Annotated in this window: 8 protein-coding genes and 1 pseudogene; 4 read left to right on the top strand and 5 right to left on the bottom strand. The window is 67.4% G+C overall.

Going from position 1 to position 17907, the window contains the following annotated elements; genetic code table 11:
- Positions 1-639 precede the first annotated feature (639 nt).
- On the top strand, positions 640-7683 hold the full coding sequence (locus tag GDIA_RS03145) for a type I polyketide synthase (protein ID WP_244455086.1): 7044 nt from the start codon (positions 640-642) through the stop codon (positions 7681-7683).
- Positions 7680-8966, top strand: a complete 1287-nt coding sequence (locus GDIA_RS03150; protein ID WP_012553259.1) for an aminotransferase class I/II-fold pyridoxal phosphate-dependent enzyme — start codon at positions 7680-7682, stop codon at positions 8964-8966. The genes GDIA_RS03145 and GDIA_RS03150 overlap by 4 nt, the downstream gene beginning before the upstream one ends.
- On the opposite strand, the gene GDIA_RS03155 is transcribed toward GDIA_RS03150, so the two are convergent.
- From GDIA_RS03155 to GDIA_RS03170, 4 genes are all read right to left on the bottom strand, one after another.
- Positions 8909-10132 carry a capsule polysaccharide biogenesis protein gene (locus GDIA_RS03155; protein ID WP_012553260.1) on the bottom strand — a complete coding sequence of 408 codons (1224 nt, stop codon included), beginning with the start codon at positions 10130-10132 and terminating at the stop codon, positions 8909-8911. The two genes, GDIA_RS03150 and GDIA_RS03155, sit on opposite strands and share 58 nt — an antisense overlap.
- Positions 10126-11367: a glycosyltransferase family 4 protein gene (locus tag GDIA_RS03160; RefSeq protein ID WP_012553261.1), complete on the bottom strand. Its 1242-nt coding sequence runs from the start codon at positions 11365-11367 to the stop codon at positions 10126-10128. Before GDIA_RS03160 ends, GDIA_RS03155 begins: the two co-directional genes overlap by 7 nt.
- On the bottom strand, positions 11364-12989 hold the full coding sequence (locus GDIA_RS03165; protein WP_244455087.1) for a capsular polysaccharide export protein, LipB/KpsS family: 1626 nt from the start codon (positions 12987-12989) through the stop codon (positions 11364-11366). Before GDIA_RS03165 ends, GDIA_RS03160 begins: the two co-directional genes overlap by 4 nt.
- A 187-nt stretch (positions 12990-13176) precedes the next feature.
- Positions 13177-14346, bottom strand: coding sequence for a glycosyltransferase family 4 protein (locus tag GDIA_RS03170; RefSeq protein WP_012553263.1), 1170 nt, complete (start codon positions 14344-14346; stop codon positions 13177-13179).
- A 210-nt stretch (positions 14347-14556) separates the two neighbouring features.
- On the opposite strand from GDIA_RS03170, the gene GDIA_RS03175 reads away from it, so the two are divergent.
- Together GDIA_RS03175 and galE are read left to right on the top strand one after the other, a co-directional pair.
- Positions 14557-15972 carry an LTA synthase family protein gene (locus tag GDIA_RS03175; protein WP_244455088.1) on the top strand — a complete coding sequence of 472 codons (1416 nt, stop codon included), beginning with the start codon at positions 14557-14559 and terminating at the stop codon, positions 15970-15972.
- Between the two features lie 492 nt (positions 15973-16464).
- Complete coding sequence (gene galE, locus GDIA_RS03180) at positions 16465-17469, top strand: UDP-glucose 4-epimerase GalE (RefSeq protein ID WP_012553265.1); 1005 nt, start codon at positions 16465-16467, stop codon at positions 17467-17469.
- A gap of 99 nt (positions 17470-17568) precedes the next feature.
- Here the strand turns inward: galE and GDIA_RS18280 are convergent.
- A pseudogene (locus GDIA_RS18280) lies at positions 17569-17817 on the bottom strand (integrase core domain-containing protein); the annotation flags it as partial.
- Between the last annotated feature and the right edge of the window lie 90 nt (positions 17818-17907).

Below are 17907 nucleotides of genomic sequence, written 5' to 3' on the forward strand. Positions count from 1 at the left end.
GGATTCCTGGTTTTCAAATTGGGCGTCATGATGGGAAACCGCATGACGGATCCGCTCAAATTCGGGGAACGCTCTGACCGCGCGGTCGTGCCGATCCCGAGCCAAGCCCGGCGCCTGCCGGGACGGTGTAGAGACTGGACGGGCGGCACCTGTCGGCCTTCGGGCCCAGGGTGAAGGGACAGTCCAGACCACGAACGCCATCGACGATGGCGGCGGCGAAAGCCGAAGTGGGATGAATCCTGGGGCCGTGGGTTCGAATCCCGCCGCGGACACCACACCCTCCGTGCGGTGCTGGACAATTTCCATCACAGCGCCGTGACTTTTCCCGGAATTACCCTGCCACCCAACGATCCAGCTCCGGATTCATCCGGCGCTGTCCGCTTGCCTTGCGCATCCGGCTCGACCAAACAACGAATTGAAGAAGACCCGGCAGAATCCGTATGCATCGCAAAAGGGACCGGGATCGTTCACCTTGGACCCGATAAGCCATGGATGTCCTGGGCGTGATCGGGTGGAACCGGTGCCCCTCCGTTTCGCCGCTTTTCGGTTCCGCCAGCCCTTTTCCCCCCGTCTCGATCGCGTTACATCCTGATTCATTGGTCGCATTTGGAATTATATCCCTTCATGCAGAATCGTTCCATGCCTGGGCACATTACCGATACTCCGGAAGACCCCATCGCCATCATCGGTGCTTCCTGCCGTCTGCCCGGCGCGACGGACCTTGAAGGTCTCTGGCACCTTCTGGACGAGGAACGCGAAAGCGTCAGGCCGCTTCCGGGCGACCGGTTTCCCCTGCGGGATTTCTGGCACCCGCGGCGGGGCGAGGCCGGGAAATTCTATGCGACGCACGCCGCGACCCTGGACAATGTCGAACTGTTCGACGCCGCGTTCTTCGGCATTTCGGCGCGCGAGGCCCGGCAGATCGACCCGCAGCAGCGCCTGCTGCTGGAACTGGCGTGGGAAGCGCTGGAGGATGCCGGGACGACGTCCGAGAGGATCGCGACGGCCGGTGTCTATATCGGCGCCTCGGGGCTGGAATATGCCAACCAGCGCCTGACCGACCCGGCGAACGGCGACGCCTATTTCATGCCGGGCAACACGCTCAGCATCTTCGCCAACCGTATCTCCCACGCCCTTGGCCTGCGCGGGCCGAGCATGACGGTCGACACCGCCTGCTCGTCCTCGCTGTTCGCCCTGCACAGCGCGTGCGAGGATCTGCGCGCCGGCCGTATCGACGCGGCCCTGGTGGGCGGCGTCAGCATGCTGCTGTCGCCCTATCCGTTCATCGGCTTCTGCGCGGCGGGCATGCTGTCCCCGAAGGGACGGTGCCATTCGTTCAGCGCCGATGCCGACGGCTATGTGCGCGGCGAAGGCGGGGCCATGGTCCTGCTGAAGCCCCTGTCGGCCGCCCAGCGCGACGGGGACGACATTCGCGCGGTCATTCTCCGCACCGCTGTCAATGCCGACGGGCGGACGCCGGGCCTGACCTTCCCCAGCGCCAAGGCCCAGGCCGCCCTGCTGCGGGACATTTACGACCAGGCCGGAATCTCGCCCGACCGGCTCGCCTTCGTCGAGGCCCACGGCACCGGCACCCCGGCCGGGGACCCCGTGGAAACGAAGGCGCTGGGCAGCGTGCTGGGCCAGGCGCGCGCCACGCCGCTGCCGATCGGGTCGGTGAAGACCAATGTCGGGCATCTGGAGCCCGCGTCGGGGCTGGTCAGCCTGCTGAAGGCGATGCTGGCGCTGCAGAAGCGGCGCCTGCCGGCCTCGCTGCATTGCGAAAATCCCAGTCCGGCCATCCCGTTCGCGGACCTCAACCTGGATGTGGTGACGAAGGCCCGGCCGCTCGGCGAGGGCGAACTGATCGCCGGCGTCAACAATTTCGGCTTCGGGGGCGCCAACGCCCACGCGATCCTGGCCACCGCCCCGGCCGGGGCCGCCGATCAGGCTGCCCGCCCGTCCGCGCCCGAGGCCGCGCCGGGCCGCGCCGTGCCGTTGCTGCTGTCCGCCCGGTCCGAGGCCGGATTGCGCGACCTGGCACGGATCTGGTCCGCCAGATCGTGGAGCGACGCCGACCTGCGCGGCGTCGCGACCCGCCGCGCCCACCTGCCCTATCGCCTGGGCGTTCCCGGCGGGAATGCGGCGGACATGCGCGCGTCCCTGGCGACCTGGGTGGACTCGCGGGTCCATCCCGATGTGGTGACCGGACAGGCCCTGGCCCAGGGGCGCACGGTGTTCGTCTTTTCCGGCAACGGCACCCAGTTTTCGGGAATGGGGCAGGAACTGCTGGAGATCAGCGCCCCGTTCGCCGCCGGCATCGCCGAGGCCGACGCGGCGCTGCGCCCGCATCTCGGCTGGTCGGTGCTGGAGACGATGCGGTCGGGCGACTGGTCGGCCGAACCGGCGGACATCGCGCAGCCGATGCTGTTCGCCTTCCAGATCGGCGTCCTGCGCGGCCTGGAACGGCAGGGCGTGCGGGCGGATATCGCGATCGGCCATAGCGTGGGCGAAATCGCGGCGGCCTTCTACGCCGGGATGCTGGACATGGAAGAGGCCGCGCGCATCGTCGTCCTGCGCAGCCGTCACCAGGCGGCAGCGCCCGGCGGCGGCATGGCCGCGCTGCATGGCGATTTGGAGGAGGCGACGCGCCTGCTGAAGCAGGCCGCGCCGGAACTGGAAATCGCGGCTTTCAACGCGCCGAACGCCCTGGCCGTCGCGGGCGATCTGGACGCGCTGGACCGGCTGGAGGCGGCGAACGCCGGCACGGCGCTGCAGATCCACCGGCTGAAGGTCGGGTACGCCTATCACAGCAGCCGGATGGACCCGATCTCGACCCCGCTGGTCCAGGACCTGGGCGCCATCACCGCACGCCTGCCGGAGCGGGTGCTGATCTCGACCGTGACGGGCCAGCCGGTGACCGCGACGTTCGACGCCGAGTATTGGTGGCGCAACGTCCGCGCGCCGGTCCTCTTCGCCGAATCCGTGCGCCAGGCGGCCGCCCAGGGCGGCGCCATCTTCATCGAGATCAGCCCGCGCCCGGTCCTGCAGCATTACCTGCGCGAGATCCTGCGGGACAGCGACGTGCAGTTCCGGGCCATACCGGCGGTGCCGGCCCGGGTCACCACCGACCCGTTCCCCCGCGCGGCCCTGGCCTGCTTTGCCGCGGGCGGCGATATCCTGTCGGCGTCGTGCTTCACTGGCCCGGCCCAGGTCCGTGGCCTGCCCGGCGTCCAGTGGCAGCGCGAGCGCCACTGGTACACCCCGACCGAAGACGCGTCCGTGGTCCTGTGCGACCAGCAGAACACCCATCCCCTGCTGGGCGCGCGCGGCAAGGCGGATCCGAACGAGTGGATCGCGCATCTGGACGGCGCGGTGCAGCCCTGGCTGGCCGACCACAAGGTCGGCGATACCATCGTCCTGGCCGCGGCCTGCATGATCGAATTCGCCTTCACCGCCGCGCGGGCGGCATGGCCGGCGGCGCAGGTGCTGGAACTGCGCGACTTCCAGATCATGCGCCCGATCATCATCGAACCGGCACAGTTGCGTGAAATCCGGGTCCGGCTGGCAGCGGACGGCACGATCACCCTCGACAGCCGGCCGAGGCTGGCCCACGCGGTCTGGACGCGCCATGCGACCACACGGGCCGGCGTGGCACCTGTCCCCCCTGCGGCGCTGCCGCCCGCCGCCACCGATTCCATGCTGGCGGGGGATGCGCTGTATGCCACGGCGCGTGCCGCCGGGCTGGCCTACGGGCCGGCCTTCCAGCGCGTCGCCGCCACGTCCATGGCCGAAGGCCGGGTCGAGGTGACATTGACCGGGCACGCCCCGATGGCGGGCCTGACGCTGGACCCGACGGCGCTGGACGGCACCTTCCAGGGGCTGGTCGGACTGGCCGTCAACCATGCCGGGGCCGGAACCGAATCCACGGATGCGCCGCTGCCCCGCAAGTTCGGCGTGATCCGCCTGGACCTGACGGCGGCGGAACCGGTCCGTGGACAGGCCACCGTCACGACGTCCGGCCCGCGCGAGACCGAGGCCGATATCGTCATGCTGGACGGCGACGGGCGCGCGGTGCTGTCGGCCACCGCCTGCTGGTTCACCCGCATGCCGGGCGAACGCCCCACCCCGGTGGCCGAGCGCAGCTTCCATGAAATCTGGCTGCCGTCGCCCCTCACCCCCGCCCCGTTGTCCGACGACCGCTTCCTGGCCCTGCGTCCGGTCATGGAAACACCGGCCGGCGACGCGGACGACAAGGATGCCGGCCTTCTGGCCCAGGCCTTCCTGACCGCCTGCGACGCGCCCGCGGGCGATGCACCCCAGGGCGAGACACCAGACGTCACGCGCGTCTGGCAGACCCTGTTCCTGGACCTGCCGCAATGGCTGCCGGCGGCGCTGCTGCTGGCCTGGGTGGGCGAACGGCGCGGCAAAGCCCCTCTCCACGAAGCGATGCCGGGCGACGACGCCTTTCCCGACATCGCGTTCCGGCAGTTGCTGTCCGGCCGTGCCGCCGAACTGGCGGCGGCGCAGATCGCCGACGCCATTGCCGCCTATACGCGCGACTGGCCGCAGGACCGCCCGATACGCGTGCTGGAACTGCATGCCGACCGGGGTACCCTGACCCGCCAACTGGCCCCGCGCCTGGCCGGACTGCCGGGGAGCCTGGATTACACGATCCTGGAACCCAACCGCGAACGGCAGGCCCGGCTGCGCCCGACGGTGCTGGCCCACCTGCCCGGCATCGTCCTGGCCGAGACCGTTCCGGCCGGCGCCTATGACGTCCTGGTCGCCTACACGCCCGGCCTGCACGGCATCGTGCCGGCCGCCATCTTGGCGCAGGCCGACCGGCTGGCCCCGGGCGGCCTGATCCTGGTGGCCGAGGCGGCCGAGGACGGGGGCTGGGGCGTCCTGCGCGACCTGTCCGCCGATCCGCTGACCACCATCGCCGCGTGGCGCGACCTGCCGCATCGCCTGCGCGCGGTGGCCGAGAGCACGCCCAGCCAGACGCCGTTCCCGCTCGCGCTGCTGGCGGCTGTCGCGGCCGAGGCCGAAGACCCGCTGGCCGCCGCCCCCGAACCGGCCCCCGTCCTGCCGCCGGTCCGCCTGTCCTACGCGCCCGAGGGTCACGAGGACGACGAAACCGCCCTCACCGCCCGGGCGATGCTGGCCCTGGCCGAGGACGCACGGCAGGCCGCCGAGGCCGGCGAACGTCTGGCCGTCGTCACCCGCGATGCCGCCCGCACGCCGCACGAGGCCGCGCGTACGGCCCTGGCCCGGACGATCGCCAACGAATTTCCGTCCTTGCGCTGCCGGCGGATCGACCTGTCCGCCGCCATGACGGAGGCCGGAACCGAAGAGGCCGTGCGCGCCGAATGCGCGTCGACGGATGATGAGCGCGAGGTGCGCTGGACCCCCGACGGACGCGTGGTCCGCCGCCTGCGCGAGAGCCTGCCGGATCGTGCCGCCGCCCCGGCGTCCGAACCCGTGCGGCTGATCCAGCCGGTCCCGGGGCCGCTGGACCGCCTGTGCTGGACCCCGGAAGCCCGCACTGCGCCCGGGCCGCGTGACGTCGTCATCGATGTCCGCGCCAGCGGCCTGAACTATCGCGACGTGCTGTCCGCCATCGGCATGCTGCCCGATGAGTTGCTGCTGGACGGCTTCGCCGGCGCGACGCTGGGCATGGAATGCACCGGCGTGGTCGAGGCCGTGGGGGATCAGGTCACCGACCTCTCGCCCGGCGACCGCGTCATGGCGCTGTCCGCCGCCGCCCATTCCAGCCGTGTGGTCACGGACCGGCGCAGTGTCCTGCCCCTGCCGGACTGGCTGTCCTTCGCGGCCGGCGCCACCGTTCCCGTTGCCTACCTGACGGTGCTGTACGCGCTTGAAACCGTGGGCGCGCTGCGCGCCGGGGAAACGGTGCTGATCCATGGCGCGGCCGGCGGCGTCGGCCTGGCCGCCATTCAGTATGCCAGCCATGTCGGGGCGCGGATCATCGCCACCGCGGGCTCGCCGGCCAAGCGGGCGGCGCTGCGACGGCTGGGGATCGAAACCGTCCTGGACAGCCGCTCGCTGCGCTTCGGCGCGGATGTCCTGGCCGCCACGAACGGCCAGGGCGTCGATGCGGTCCTCAACGCGCTGAGCGGCGAGGCGATGGAGCGCAGTCTCGAACTGCTGCGGCCGTTCGGACGCTTCCTGGAACTGGGCAAGCGGGACTTCCTGGCCAATACCCGGGTCGGTATCGGCCCGCTGCGGCAGAATGTCAGCTATCATGCGATCGACGTCGATGCGCTGGTGCGCCACCGCCCGGAACTGGTCGGCACCCTGACGCAGCGCCTTCACGCCCTGCTGGAAGAGGGCGCGCTGGGCCCGCTGCCACATACCAGCTTCCCCGCCGCCGCCGCGACCGATGCGTTCGCGCTGATGCGCACGTCGGCCCATGTGGGCAAGATCGTCCTGACGATGGGCCCCGTGCACCTGCCGCCCGACCTGGATGTGCCCGCCGACCGGACGGTCCTGGTCACTGGGGGAACCGGCGGGTTCGGCGCGCGCGCCGCGCTGTGGCTGGTGAAGCGGGGGGCCCGGCACCTGGTGCTGGTCAGCCGGCGCGGCCCCGCCGCCGACGGCGTCGCCGACCTGCGTGCCACGCTGCTGGATGCGGGCGCGCTTCGCGTCGAAATCCGCGCCTGCGACGTGACGGACCCGGCCGCGCTCGCGTCGCTGGTCGGTGATATCCGCGCCACCATGCCGCCGCTCGGCGGAGTCGTGCATGCCGCCGTCACCGTGGCGGACGGGCTGGTCTCGACCCTGACGGAGGAGCAGGTCGCCACCTCGGTCCAGGCCAAGCTGGGCGGCGCGCTGGCGCTGGACCGGCTGACGCGGGACGATCCGCTTTCGCTGTTCCTGATCTTCTCCTCGGCCACGATCACCCTCGGCGCGCCGGGCCAGGGCGCCTATGTCGCCGCCAACGCGGCGGTGGAGGCAATGATCCGGCGACGCCGCGATTCGGGCCTGCCCGGCTGCGCCGTCCGCTGGGGACCGATCGCCGATTCCGGCTTCCTGGAACGCAACGCGGCGGCGCGCGAGGCGCTGGATCGCCGGCTGGGCGCGCAATCGATGCGCTCCATGGCGGCGCTGGACGCCCTGCCCGACCTGCTCGTCTCGTCCGATCCGTGCCCGGTGCTGGCGGACATGGACTGGCAGGCAACCGGAAACATGCTGCCGATCCTGGACGAACCGCTGTTCGGCGCCGTGGCGCGCCGTCGGGACGAAGATAGCGACACCGGCGACCTGATGACCCTGCTGGCCGGGGCGACCGAGGAACAGCGGCGCGAAATCGTCGCCGACCTGATCCTGGGCGAACTGACCCGCATCATGCAGACCGATCGCGAGGCGCTGCCCCTGGACCAGCCGCTGGCCGAACTGGGCATGGATTCGCTGACGGCGGTGGAACTGGCACTGGGGCTGGAACGCCGACTGGGCGTGTCGCTTCCCGGTTTCGCCTGGCAGGAAATGACCGTACGGCGCGTCGCCCGCCAGGTCTCCGCCCTGCTGGGTGCCGGCGGCCAGGACGCCGCCGTCACGCCGGACGAGGCCGTGCTGGACCGCCATCTGTCCGCCGAGGAACGGCAGGCCGCCTCGGCGTCGTCCGAACCCGTCTCCCAGAACAATGAAGAACTGACCACATGACGGGACCGAAATTCGGCCGACGCCTCGGCGAACGCATCAAGCTGCTGGCCAGCCTGTCCGGTGCCGCACCGGCCCAGACAGGCTCGCGCGGCTGGTCCCTGCCGGGCGTGGAGGAAATGGAGTTCATGGCGAAGCGCGCGGCGGCGCTCGGCATCGCCGATCCGTTCTTCCGCCAGCATGACGGACTCGACGGGGCCACGACGTCGATCGACGGACGCAGCTACATCAATTTCTCGTCCTACGACTATCTCGGCCTGAACGGCGATCCCCGGATCATCGCCCGGGTCGAGGACGCGCTGCGCAAATATGGCACGACGGTTTCGGCCAGCCGCATGGTGTCGGGGGAACGCCCGTTCCATCGGGAACTGGAACATGCGCTGGCCGAATGGCACGGCGCCGAGGACTGCGTCGTGATGGTATCGGGCCATGCGACCAACGTGACGACACTGGCCCAGTTGATGCGGCCCGGCGACCTGATCGTCCATGACGCCCTGGCCCATAACAGCCTGATCCAGGGCGCGATCCTGTCCGGCGCCCGCCGCGTCGCCTTCGCCCACAACGACGTCGCCGCCGCGCGCGAGCAGCTATGGATGCACCGCAAGGCTCATAAGCGCGCGCTGCTGGTGCTGGAAGGCCATTACAGCATGGATGGCGATATTCCCGACCTCGCGGCCTTCGTGGCCCTGGCGCGGGAATTCGACTGCATGTCGCTGGTGGATGAAGCCCATTCGACCGGCGTGCTGGGCGCGGGCGGGCACGGCATTGCCGAACAGGCCGGCGTTGCACCGGATTCGGTCGACCTGTGGATGGGGACCCTCAGCAAAAGCCTGGTATCCTGCGGCGGATACATCGCCGGGCGCGCGGATGTCATTACCTACCTCAAGCGTACGGCCGCCGGATTCGTCTATTCCGTCGGCCTGCCGCCGCCCGGCGCCGCCGCCTCGCTGGCCGCACTGGACATCATACGCGAGGAACCGTGGCGCATCGCGCGCCTGCGCGAAAACTCGGCCCATCTTCTGCGTCTTTTCCAGGATGCGGGGTTCGATACCGGCAGTTCCGCCGGCTACGGCATCGTGCCGCTGGTCACCGGCAGTTCGGTGACGGCCGGTCGCCTGTCGCAGGCCGTATTCGAACAGGGCATCAACGTCCAGCCGATCATCCATCCCGCGGTGCCGGAACGGGCGGCGCGCCTGCGCTTCTTCGTCAGCGCATCGCACACGCCCGATCAGATCGAAACGACGGCGGCGGTTCTCGTGCGGGAATTGCAGGCCCTGTCGGAATAGGCGGACAGGATCCGCCGAACCGATCCCTCGACCGCCAGCGCCCGTCCTTCGGGGGTGAAGAAATCACCCTCGACCAGCACCTCCTGGATCAGCATGCGGCAGAAGGCGTCCAGCAGTCCGGCATCCGGGGCGCAGGCCTCGCGCCAGTAGCGTCCCAGCGGGCCGGAAAAGGTCAAGCCCTCGACGTCGTAGATCGCCTCGCCCAGGATTTTGACCGGCTTGTTCCGCCGCAGGGCCAGCAGCCCGACGGTGCTGTTCACCGTCACGACCCCGATGCAGGAATCCAGGACCGGTTCCAGCGGCCCTTCGGACATGAAATAAACCCGGTCCGCGACGCCCAGTGCCTGCGCACGATCACGGACCAGCCCCTCCCAGTCCGTCAGCCGGGGATCGAGCGGGTGACGCCGCACGACCAGCGACAGCGTATCGGGCGCATGGGCGGCGAAAGAGCCCAGAATCTGCTCCAGCGCCTGGCCCATGCCGTGGAACGGGGAATGGACCCGGAGCTGGTAGTCCCCTTCCATCTGCATCGGCACCAGCATGAAGGGGCCATCGGGCAGTACCGCCTGCGGCGGCTTGCGCACCAGGCGCCCGGCCCAGTCCCGCAGCCAGCCCGCATATTCCACGAACGGGTCGATGGCGGCATGAAACCGCGCGTGGGGAAAAAGCGGGGTCAGGGCCACGCGCAGGGCGTGATAGGACACGTCATAGACCGACCGCCGCAGGAAATCGGCATGCGGCTTGTATCGCGGGGCGGGCCAGGGTGCGGTCCCGCGCGCCCGGATGGCGGCGGCGTCGCGCGGCAGGGCGGAAAATCCATTGACGCCGTGCGGCTCCAGCGTAATCCAGCCCGGCCTCAGATACCCCTCCTCGAACACCCATATGGCGATGCCCCGCTCGCGGGCGATCTCGGTCGCCACGCGATGGATCGGTCGGCAATCGCCGAACAGGATCATCGCATCCGGCCGTTCGCGCGCCACGATGTCTTCGATGAAGGCGGGCAAGGCCTCCTCGCGTCCGCGAAACCAGGTGGCGTCCGAGGAAAAGACGACATCGCCGCCGTTGAAAGCGATGCGACGGACGTGATGACCGGCGGCCTTCAGGGCCGCGGCCAATTCGGAAAAGAACGGGGTGGCATTGCCCTGCAGCACCAGGAAACTCAGCACGCCGTCCTCGCTTCCACGTTCATCGGACGAACGGCCGCCGCCGCATCGGCACGCACCGCGCCGTCGATCGTCGCCAACCCGGCCGCCACCTGGGCCGGCCAGTCGGCAAAGACCGGCGTCTCGCCGTTCTCGCGCGTGTCCTCTCCGGCCAGGTCCAGGATCCTGCGCTGCCAGCCGGGTCCATCCAGCGGGTCCAGGTAACAGGGCAGATCTCCGGCGATTTCGCGAAAGACCGGCAGGTCGCTGCACAGGCAAGGGGTGCCCATGGACAGGGCCTCCAGCAACGGCAGGCCGAATCCTTCGGCGAACGAGGGAAACAGCAGGGCGCGCGCCCCCCGGACCAGATCAGCGACCACCACATCGGACAATGTCGCGTATTCGTGCACGACCCCCTGAAGGGCGGGGCAACGTTCCATCATGTCGAGTATATTTTCGTTTTCCCAGCCGCGGCGCCCGATGACGACCAGATGCGGCAACCGGCTCCGGTCACGTCCCGTTGCCATATGCCGCCAGATATTAAGCAATAATAAATGATTTTTTCGCGGTTCGATCGTTCCCAGCACGACGAAATACGGGACATCCGGCGCCAGGCCGCTGACCGGGATCGTGGAGATTGGATCGACATGGCATCCATGGTGCACCACGCCGATCGGCGGGCAGCGGCCACCCGGCGCCAGGTAGTGCCGCAGGGAGTCCGCCACGGCCTGCGAGGGCACGATGACGGAATCCGCCAGTTGGCCCACCGTGTCCATACGCTGCCGATGGCGGTCCGGTTCGGTCGGGCGGGCATATTCCGGATAGTCGATCGGTATCAGGTCGTGGACCATGACGGCCAATCCGGCATTCGCCCGATCCATGAAACCGGCGATCACGTCACGCTTCATCAGGTGATGATGCGACAGCAGCAGATACAGCCGGCGCCGCGCGGTCTCGCCAACCGTGCCGGCCGCCGCCGCCTGCAGCAGCAGCCCGGCCATCAGTGACGCCCCGCGCCAGGGCCGCGTCCCGTTCGTCCAGGCCCGCGCCAGCATCCGCAGGAACCAGGTTGTGGGACGGCGCGGCAGGACCCCGATCCGCCCCAGCGGGTGATAGGCCACGAAGGTCACCCGCGCCGGGAAATTCCGTGACAGATACAGCGCGTATTCCAGCTCGACACGATCGATTCCCGTCGGTACCGCGCTGCCGGCACGCGACAGCAGCCGGGAAATATCCATCAGGATCGGGTTGGACATCATGACGCCACCGCCGCACGATAGCGCGCGACAGCCTTGCGCCAGCCTGTCTGCAAGGCCAACGCCCGCATCCACCAGGTAGGCCGCCAGACCCGGGCGTCCTGCAGGCGCTCGATCAGGACTTCCGGGCTGCATGGCAACCGGGTCACCGGGTCCAGATAACGCGGAAACAGGATCAGGACCCCCGCGACCAGTTCCTCCAGGGACAGGCGCCGCGTCCGGCGGGGGGGAACGTCCCCCCGATCGACCGTCAGCCCCCATCCCGCATAGAACGGCGCGCCATAGGTCACGACGCGCCGTCCCCGCATCAGGGCCTCGAATCCGGCAAGCGAGGTCAGGGTATGAACCTCGTCCACGCGGGCGATCGTATCGGTGATCGCTCCGCCGCGATCGATCCGATCGGCCAGCCGCAGGACAAGCGCGTCGTCCACATGCCCCACCCGATGGGTCGCTTCGACATCGGGATGCGGCCGATAGAGGATGAAGGCGTCCGGGTTGCTCTCCCGGACCGCCTGCAGCAGTTCCAGGTTGCCTGCGATCCGCCCGCCCCCACGGCGCACCGACTGGTCGTCCGCGACCTGGCCGGGCACAAGGATCGTGCGCCGCCCCGCGGCGTCCCAGTATGCAGGCAGGGCAGAGGCCCGACCGGGGCCATATTTGGAAATACCAAGCAGCACCAACGCATCCATCAATTTCCTGGCGCGGGCGCGCAACACATCATCAAAGGGGGATGTGGCCAGAATATGTTCCAGGTCGCTCTCCTGCGCCGGGTCGTAATACATGCCGCGCGTGTCGATCGTAATCGACGAAGGCGGGGTCAACGCGCTGCCCAGGCCGATGGATCGGATGAAGCCGTCCTCCACCCGCCACAACGGAATACCCGCCCGGCGCACCGCATCTTCCAGTCCCGGTGGCTGCCGGGTTGCCCACACCGCCACCGCGCCGCGCTGCCCGGCGCGGATGTCCAGGCGAAAGGGTGGATGGCCGGGCGCCGTCGCCAGGAAATCGGCAATCCTGCGCCGCTTCCATCGCGACATTCCAAGGCATGCGCCGATCCTGCGATTGGCCATGATCGTCCGCCGCCAGTCCGCCAGAAGCGTGATCGCGTCGGCGCATGCCATCGGCGCACCGGTAAACGGATCGACATAATCAGTGCGATTCGCAATGTCGGCCATGATTCCGGCCAGGCTCATCCCATCCGGAATCCCCTTCACCGCATGGCCGCGCAGAACGGCCAGCCGGGCCAGATCGGTTGTCGGGTGGGCATAGACACAGGTCGCACCGTCAAGAAGATCGTGCGGATCGGTATCGGCCGGGACTACCGCCAGCCCATGGCGGCGGCCCCATGCGGCCAGTGCGCCCTGGCGCCGCCCGCAGACCAGAACCACGTCCTGCGCGGCATGCGCGGCGAAGACATTCCGCAGGATCGAACGAATTGGACGGGAACCGGCCCCCCATCCCGGGCCATATACGACGACCGGCCGCCGTGCTCCGGCAGGCCGCCCCCAGAAACATCCGCCGACGCGCTGCCGCACGATCCGCGCGGCCAGATCGTCCAGTTCCCGCCCGGAACCGCAGACCCGTTCCGACGTAGCACCATCCTGCTTCACGGCCAGAACCGGCATGACCCGGTGAAAGGGTGGAGGACGCAACAAGGCGGTTGTATCACCCGTTATCCGCATCGCTGGTCATTCCCGGGCATTCGCGATGTTATATCCTCTCAAAATCGTCTGAATTTATGGGGTTATAGCAAACATTTCGAAATCGACAACGCTGTGCCACGTTAAAATCCGGTCCCCGGGCGCCAGTTCATTACAGTAACGAGCAATAGAATTGACGCAGCCGCTCGGTATAGGCGGCACGGGAAAACCGGGATGCACGCAGCCTCCCTTTCCCCTGCAACGCCAGTCGCAAAGCCGAGGTTTCCCCCAGCCCGTCCAGTGTCCGGATCCCCCTGGCGATGTCATCGATATCCAGGGGATCGACCAGGATCGCGGCGTCCGCGGCAATTTCTTCCGTCGCCCCGCCGCGCGCGGTCAATACCGGCGTCCCCAGGGCCATCGCCTCGACGATGGGCAATCCGAATCCCTCGGCCAGCGAGGGAAAGAGCAAACCATGCGCATCCTGGATCGCCCGGATCAAACTCGGCTGGTCACACCAGGGCAGACGCAGGACCGGGGTGTCCCCGACAAACGGCGCGTAATCGGGCCTGTCATCCCCATCGGGTCCGATCAGGACCAGCGGCCGCCGCGTGCCGCTGCGCGCATGGGCGGCGACGAGACGACAGATATTCTTCCGGCTTTCGACGCGGCCGACATGCAGGAAATAGCCCGGTGGCGCGGGCGGCAGCACCTGCCCCGCCTGCCGCAATTCGTCGGCGGAAAACCCGGCCGTCTGGAACAGGTTGTGAATATGCGACAACGGGACATCGCATTGGGTGGCGATATCGCGACGCGCCGACTCGGAAATCGTCACCACCGCATCGGCCGAACGGACCAGACGCCGCAGCAGCCGCCGATAGCGATCGGGATCGATCCCGGTCAGTTCCGGATGAGTCAGGGGAACGACGTCGTGGATCGTCACCACATTTCGCGCCCCTTTCATTCGAATCGGCAGCGGATAGGTCCAGTGCATGATGTCGGGCGGCGTGGGCACCGAGACGGTGGCCAGCGCCCCCCAGAGCTTGAACCTGACATGCGCGATACGGAAAATATCCGGGCACACCGCATAGGGCGCGCCCCCATCCCGGCAAATCGTCGCGGGATAAGCAGGCCGCAGGGTCTGCACCGCACGCCAGACCTGCCTGGCCGAAGAATGCGGATGGCCGATCGGCGCTCCCTCGACCTGATCGGTCAGATAGGTCGCGGGCAGGCCCGCCTGCTCCAGGCATTCCGCGATGGCCTGGGTATAGCGCGCCACACCGGTCCCGCCGGCCCGTTTCGCATTGCGTCCGTCCAGCCAGATCACCGGCCCGTCAGACAACGTCGCCGCCACGAATTATAAATCGGATTTCATAAAAAAACCGCAATATCAGCCCTTTGCTGCCCGGCATGGCAAACCGGTCCTCATCTGTGTATGGAGTAGCGCTGGCACATGACCCCGCGTATGCCACATCCGGAACAAGACCAAGGTGGTAGAATGCAGGCTTGGGCCATTGCTGTCGTATCGGTTCTCGGGCTCGTCACCCTTTTCGTGCTTCGGTTCACGAGTGGCAAGCTGACCCGATCGTTTCTCAACGATATCCCGGACATCGTGATCGGCATCACGCTGTGGCTGGCGCTGACATTGCTGACCCAGCGGCCGGCCTCATCGGCCCTGCTGTGGACGGTTCTGGCCGCGGGCCTGCTGCTGGCCGACCACACCAAACGCCAGGTCCTTCGGGAACCCGTTGTCTTTGCCGATGCCAGCGAACTCTTTCTGGTCTTCACGCACCCGCGCTTCTACCTGCCCTACGTCCATCCCGCCGTCTTCTATGGAATCGGCGGAACGCTGGTCCTGGCGACGGCGTGGCTGTTTTCGGTCGAACCGCCCGCCATGCCGGCCCATCCCGTACTGTCCCGCGTGGCGGGGGCCCTGCTGCTGGCCGTTCCGATCGGTGCCTATTTCTGGCGCCCGTCGCTGAACATCATGGCAAAAGTCCTGCGCAAGTTCGGACCGAGCGGCGATCCGGTGCTGGACGCGCAAAAACTGGGCATGCTGGGCAGCTTCGCCGCCCATACGGTCTGCTCGCGCCAGGAACGGCCTGAACGCCAGGCCGCCTGCAGCTTCGGCATCGTGACCGTGCCGGCGGACAAGCCGCCGGTGGTCCTGGTCCAGGCCGAATCCTTCTTCGATATCGGCCGGCTGGACCCCACCCAGCCGTCCCCCCTGACGGAGTATATGGCCTGCCGGGACCGCGCCTGGCGCCATGGCCACCTGAATGTCGATTCATGGGGGGCCAACACGACACGCAGCGAATTCGCGGTCATCAGCGGCGCCTCCCCATCCGACCTGGGACTGGATCGCTTCAACCCCTATTATTCCTTCGCCCGCCGTCCCCTGGACACCCTGGCCGCGCGCATGCGGCAGGCGGGCTACCTGACGGTCTGCGTCCATCCCTACGACCGCCGGTTCTACGGCCGGCACAAGGTCATGCCCAATCTCGGCTTCGACCAGTTCATCGGCGGCGAGGCCTTCGACGCCCCGCACGGCCACCTCGTCCCCGACGAGGTCCTGGGCGCCTGGATCAACGACTTCGTCGACCGCCAGACCCAACCCGTCTTCGTCTTCGCCATCACAGTCGCCAACCACGGCCCCTGGCCAACCCAGGCCACAACCCCCGGCCCCTTTGCCCCCAAACTCGGCGGCTACCTGGACAGCCTGATGGCCACCGACCGAATGATCGGCCAACTGGCGTCCTCCCGCTGGCTGAACGATGACGGCGGCATTTTTGCCCTATACGGCGACCACCAGCCCAGCCTGCCCATGCTGAATAATGGCACCTTCGATATCGGCACCTCGACCGATTATTTCATCCTGGACCGCACACGGCAGGCCGGCCATCGCCGCGACATCGGTGTCCATCAGTTGGGCCGTAACATTGCGGAATGCCTGATGGAATGCCCCTAAGTGCCGTGGCCAGAGGAAAGGCTTTAACTTCGAATCTTCCTTTTCCAGACACCTTCAGCCAACGGCCGTTCGAAACCTCCACCCCGCCATATTCGTTCGCCAAATGCAGAATGTGACATCCCCTATGCCTTAATTGGATTACAGTTCGATCGCAGTCCCGCTTGCCTTATGCTCCGGCAAAATCTTCAGGACCTGTTCCCGGGTGAAACACGCTGTCTTCATTGTCCATTCCCGAAAATAGATCTTATCTCAAATCGAGTACACTTCAGGGCTGGGTCACTACGGCACCTGCCTTCTCACCCTCACGTTTGCGCTTCCCAACAATAGGATCCAGAACTTCACTTCCGATTGCGACCTGGCAGAAGAGATAATTATAAAATAATAATTCTTTGAAACTACCCTCCGAGGCTATTCAATGCGCTTCGAGAACATCCAATAACCGGAGTTGAGGTTTCGCCTCGCTTAGCCTTCCAACAAAAATTGAGCTAAAACATGACGCACCAATCCCGTTTCCTGATCACCGGCGGAGCCGGCTATGTCGGTAGCCACGTGGTCGCCGCGCTGCGCGACGAGGGGCACAAGGTGGTCGTGTTCGACAATCTGCGCACCGGCCATCGAGAGTCGGTCCCGGAGGATGTGGCCCTCATCGAAGGCGATCTTGTCGACCGCGCCCTCATCGATAGCGTGCTTGCCGACGGTCCGTGGGACGGGGTACTGCATTTCGCGGCGCTTTCGCTAGTGGGCGAAAGCATGCAGCAGCCGCTCCGCTACATGGAAGCCAATGCGGGCTTGGGCTTCACGCTGATCGATGCCTGCGTCCGCAATGGCGTCAAACGCTTCGTCTTCTCATCCACTGCGGCCCTGTTCGGCCAGACCGAGGACCCGCTGATCACCGAGGACACCCCGATCATTCCCGGTTCGCCCTATGGCGAGAGCAAGCATATGGTCGAGCGTGCCCTGTTGTGGGCCGACCGGATTCACGGATTACGTAGTGCCTGCTTGCGCTATTTCAATGCGGCCGGCGCCGATCCCGGCGGACGGATCGGCGAAGACCATCGCCCCGAAACCCATCTAATTCCGCTGGTGATCGACGCGGCACTGGGCCGTCGAGATGCGCTGCAACTGTTCGGCAACGATTACCCCACACCGGACGGTACATGCATCCGCGACTATGTCCATGTCAGCGACTTGGCCCATGCCCACCTGGCGGCGTTAGAGGTCATTCGAGACCGCAGCGTAGTCTATAACGTTGGCACCGGCACGGGCCATTCGAACATGGATGTGATCCGCAGCGTCGAGCGCGTGACGGGGCAGCCGGTCCCATGGTGCCTGGCTCCCCGACGCCAGGGTGACCCGGCCCGCCTGGTCGCGGGGGCAGAACGGCTGCGACGCGAGACCTCTTGGAGCCCACGCTTCATCACGCTCGACGAAATCGTCGAGACGGCTTATCGCTGGCGCCTAGTCCATCCTGACGGCTACCTTACCGCCCCAGCGTGAAGTGCTTCCTTTTTTGGATCGCCCCGGGCCGGAACTTCTGGGGTGTCTGATCTGCTCCCGAAGGTTGGACCGCCGGATGGTAGAGTTTCCGGCGTGGTTTCACGGTAACGGGCTGGGTGCGTCACCGGGAAGATGCAGCGAGATCGGCGTCCTGTTGCCAATCGCCCCATGCGGGCGGACCTCGTTGTAGTCTCTACGCCAAGCCTCCAACTTTTCGCGTGCATCCGCACGCGTCAGGAACCAGTGGGCGTTCAGACACTCCGCCCGCAGACGTCCGTTGAAGGCCTCGATAAACGCATTGTCCGTCGGTTTGCCGGGTCGGGAGAAGTCCAGCGTGACATTGTTGGCTGTTGATTTCCAGCGAGAACTGACCCTGTAGGGGCGGAAATTTTCATTGAGAATTGACCCGTGTCTGACACTTCCCCGGAGCAACTGTCC

The sequence above is a fragment of the Gluconacetobacter diazotrophicus PA1 5 genome (genome assembly GCF_000021325.1).
GTDB classification, from domain to species: Bacteria; Pseudomonadota; Alphaproteobacteria; order Acetobacterales; family Acetobacteraceae; genus Gluconacetobacter; species Gluconacetobacter diazotrophicus.

What these genes read in the sequence shown, in the direction of transcription:
- GDIA_RS03145 (WP_244455086.1), top strand. Translation starts at nt 640, where the DNA reads ATGCCTGGGCACATTACCGATACTCCGGAAGACCCCATCGCCATCATC.
- GDIA_RS03150 (WP_012553259.1), top strand. Translation starts at nt 7,680, where the DNA reads ATGACGGGACCGAAATTCGGCCGACGCCTCGGCGAACGCATCAAGCTG.
- GDIA_RS03160 (WP_012553261.1), bottom strand. Translation starts at nt 11,367, where the DNA reads ATGATGTCCAACCCGATCCTGATGGATATTTCCCGGCTGCTGTCGCGT.
- GDIA_RS03165 (WP_244455087.1), bottom strand. Translation starts at nt 12,989, where the DNA reads ATGCCGGTTCTGGCCGTGAAGCAGGATGGTGCTACGTCGGAACGGGTC.
- galE (WP_012553265.1), top strand. Translation starts at nt 16,465, where the DNA reads ATGACGCACCAATCCCGTTTCCTGATCACCGGCGGAGCCGGCTATGTC.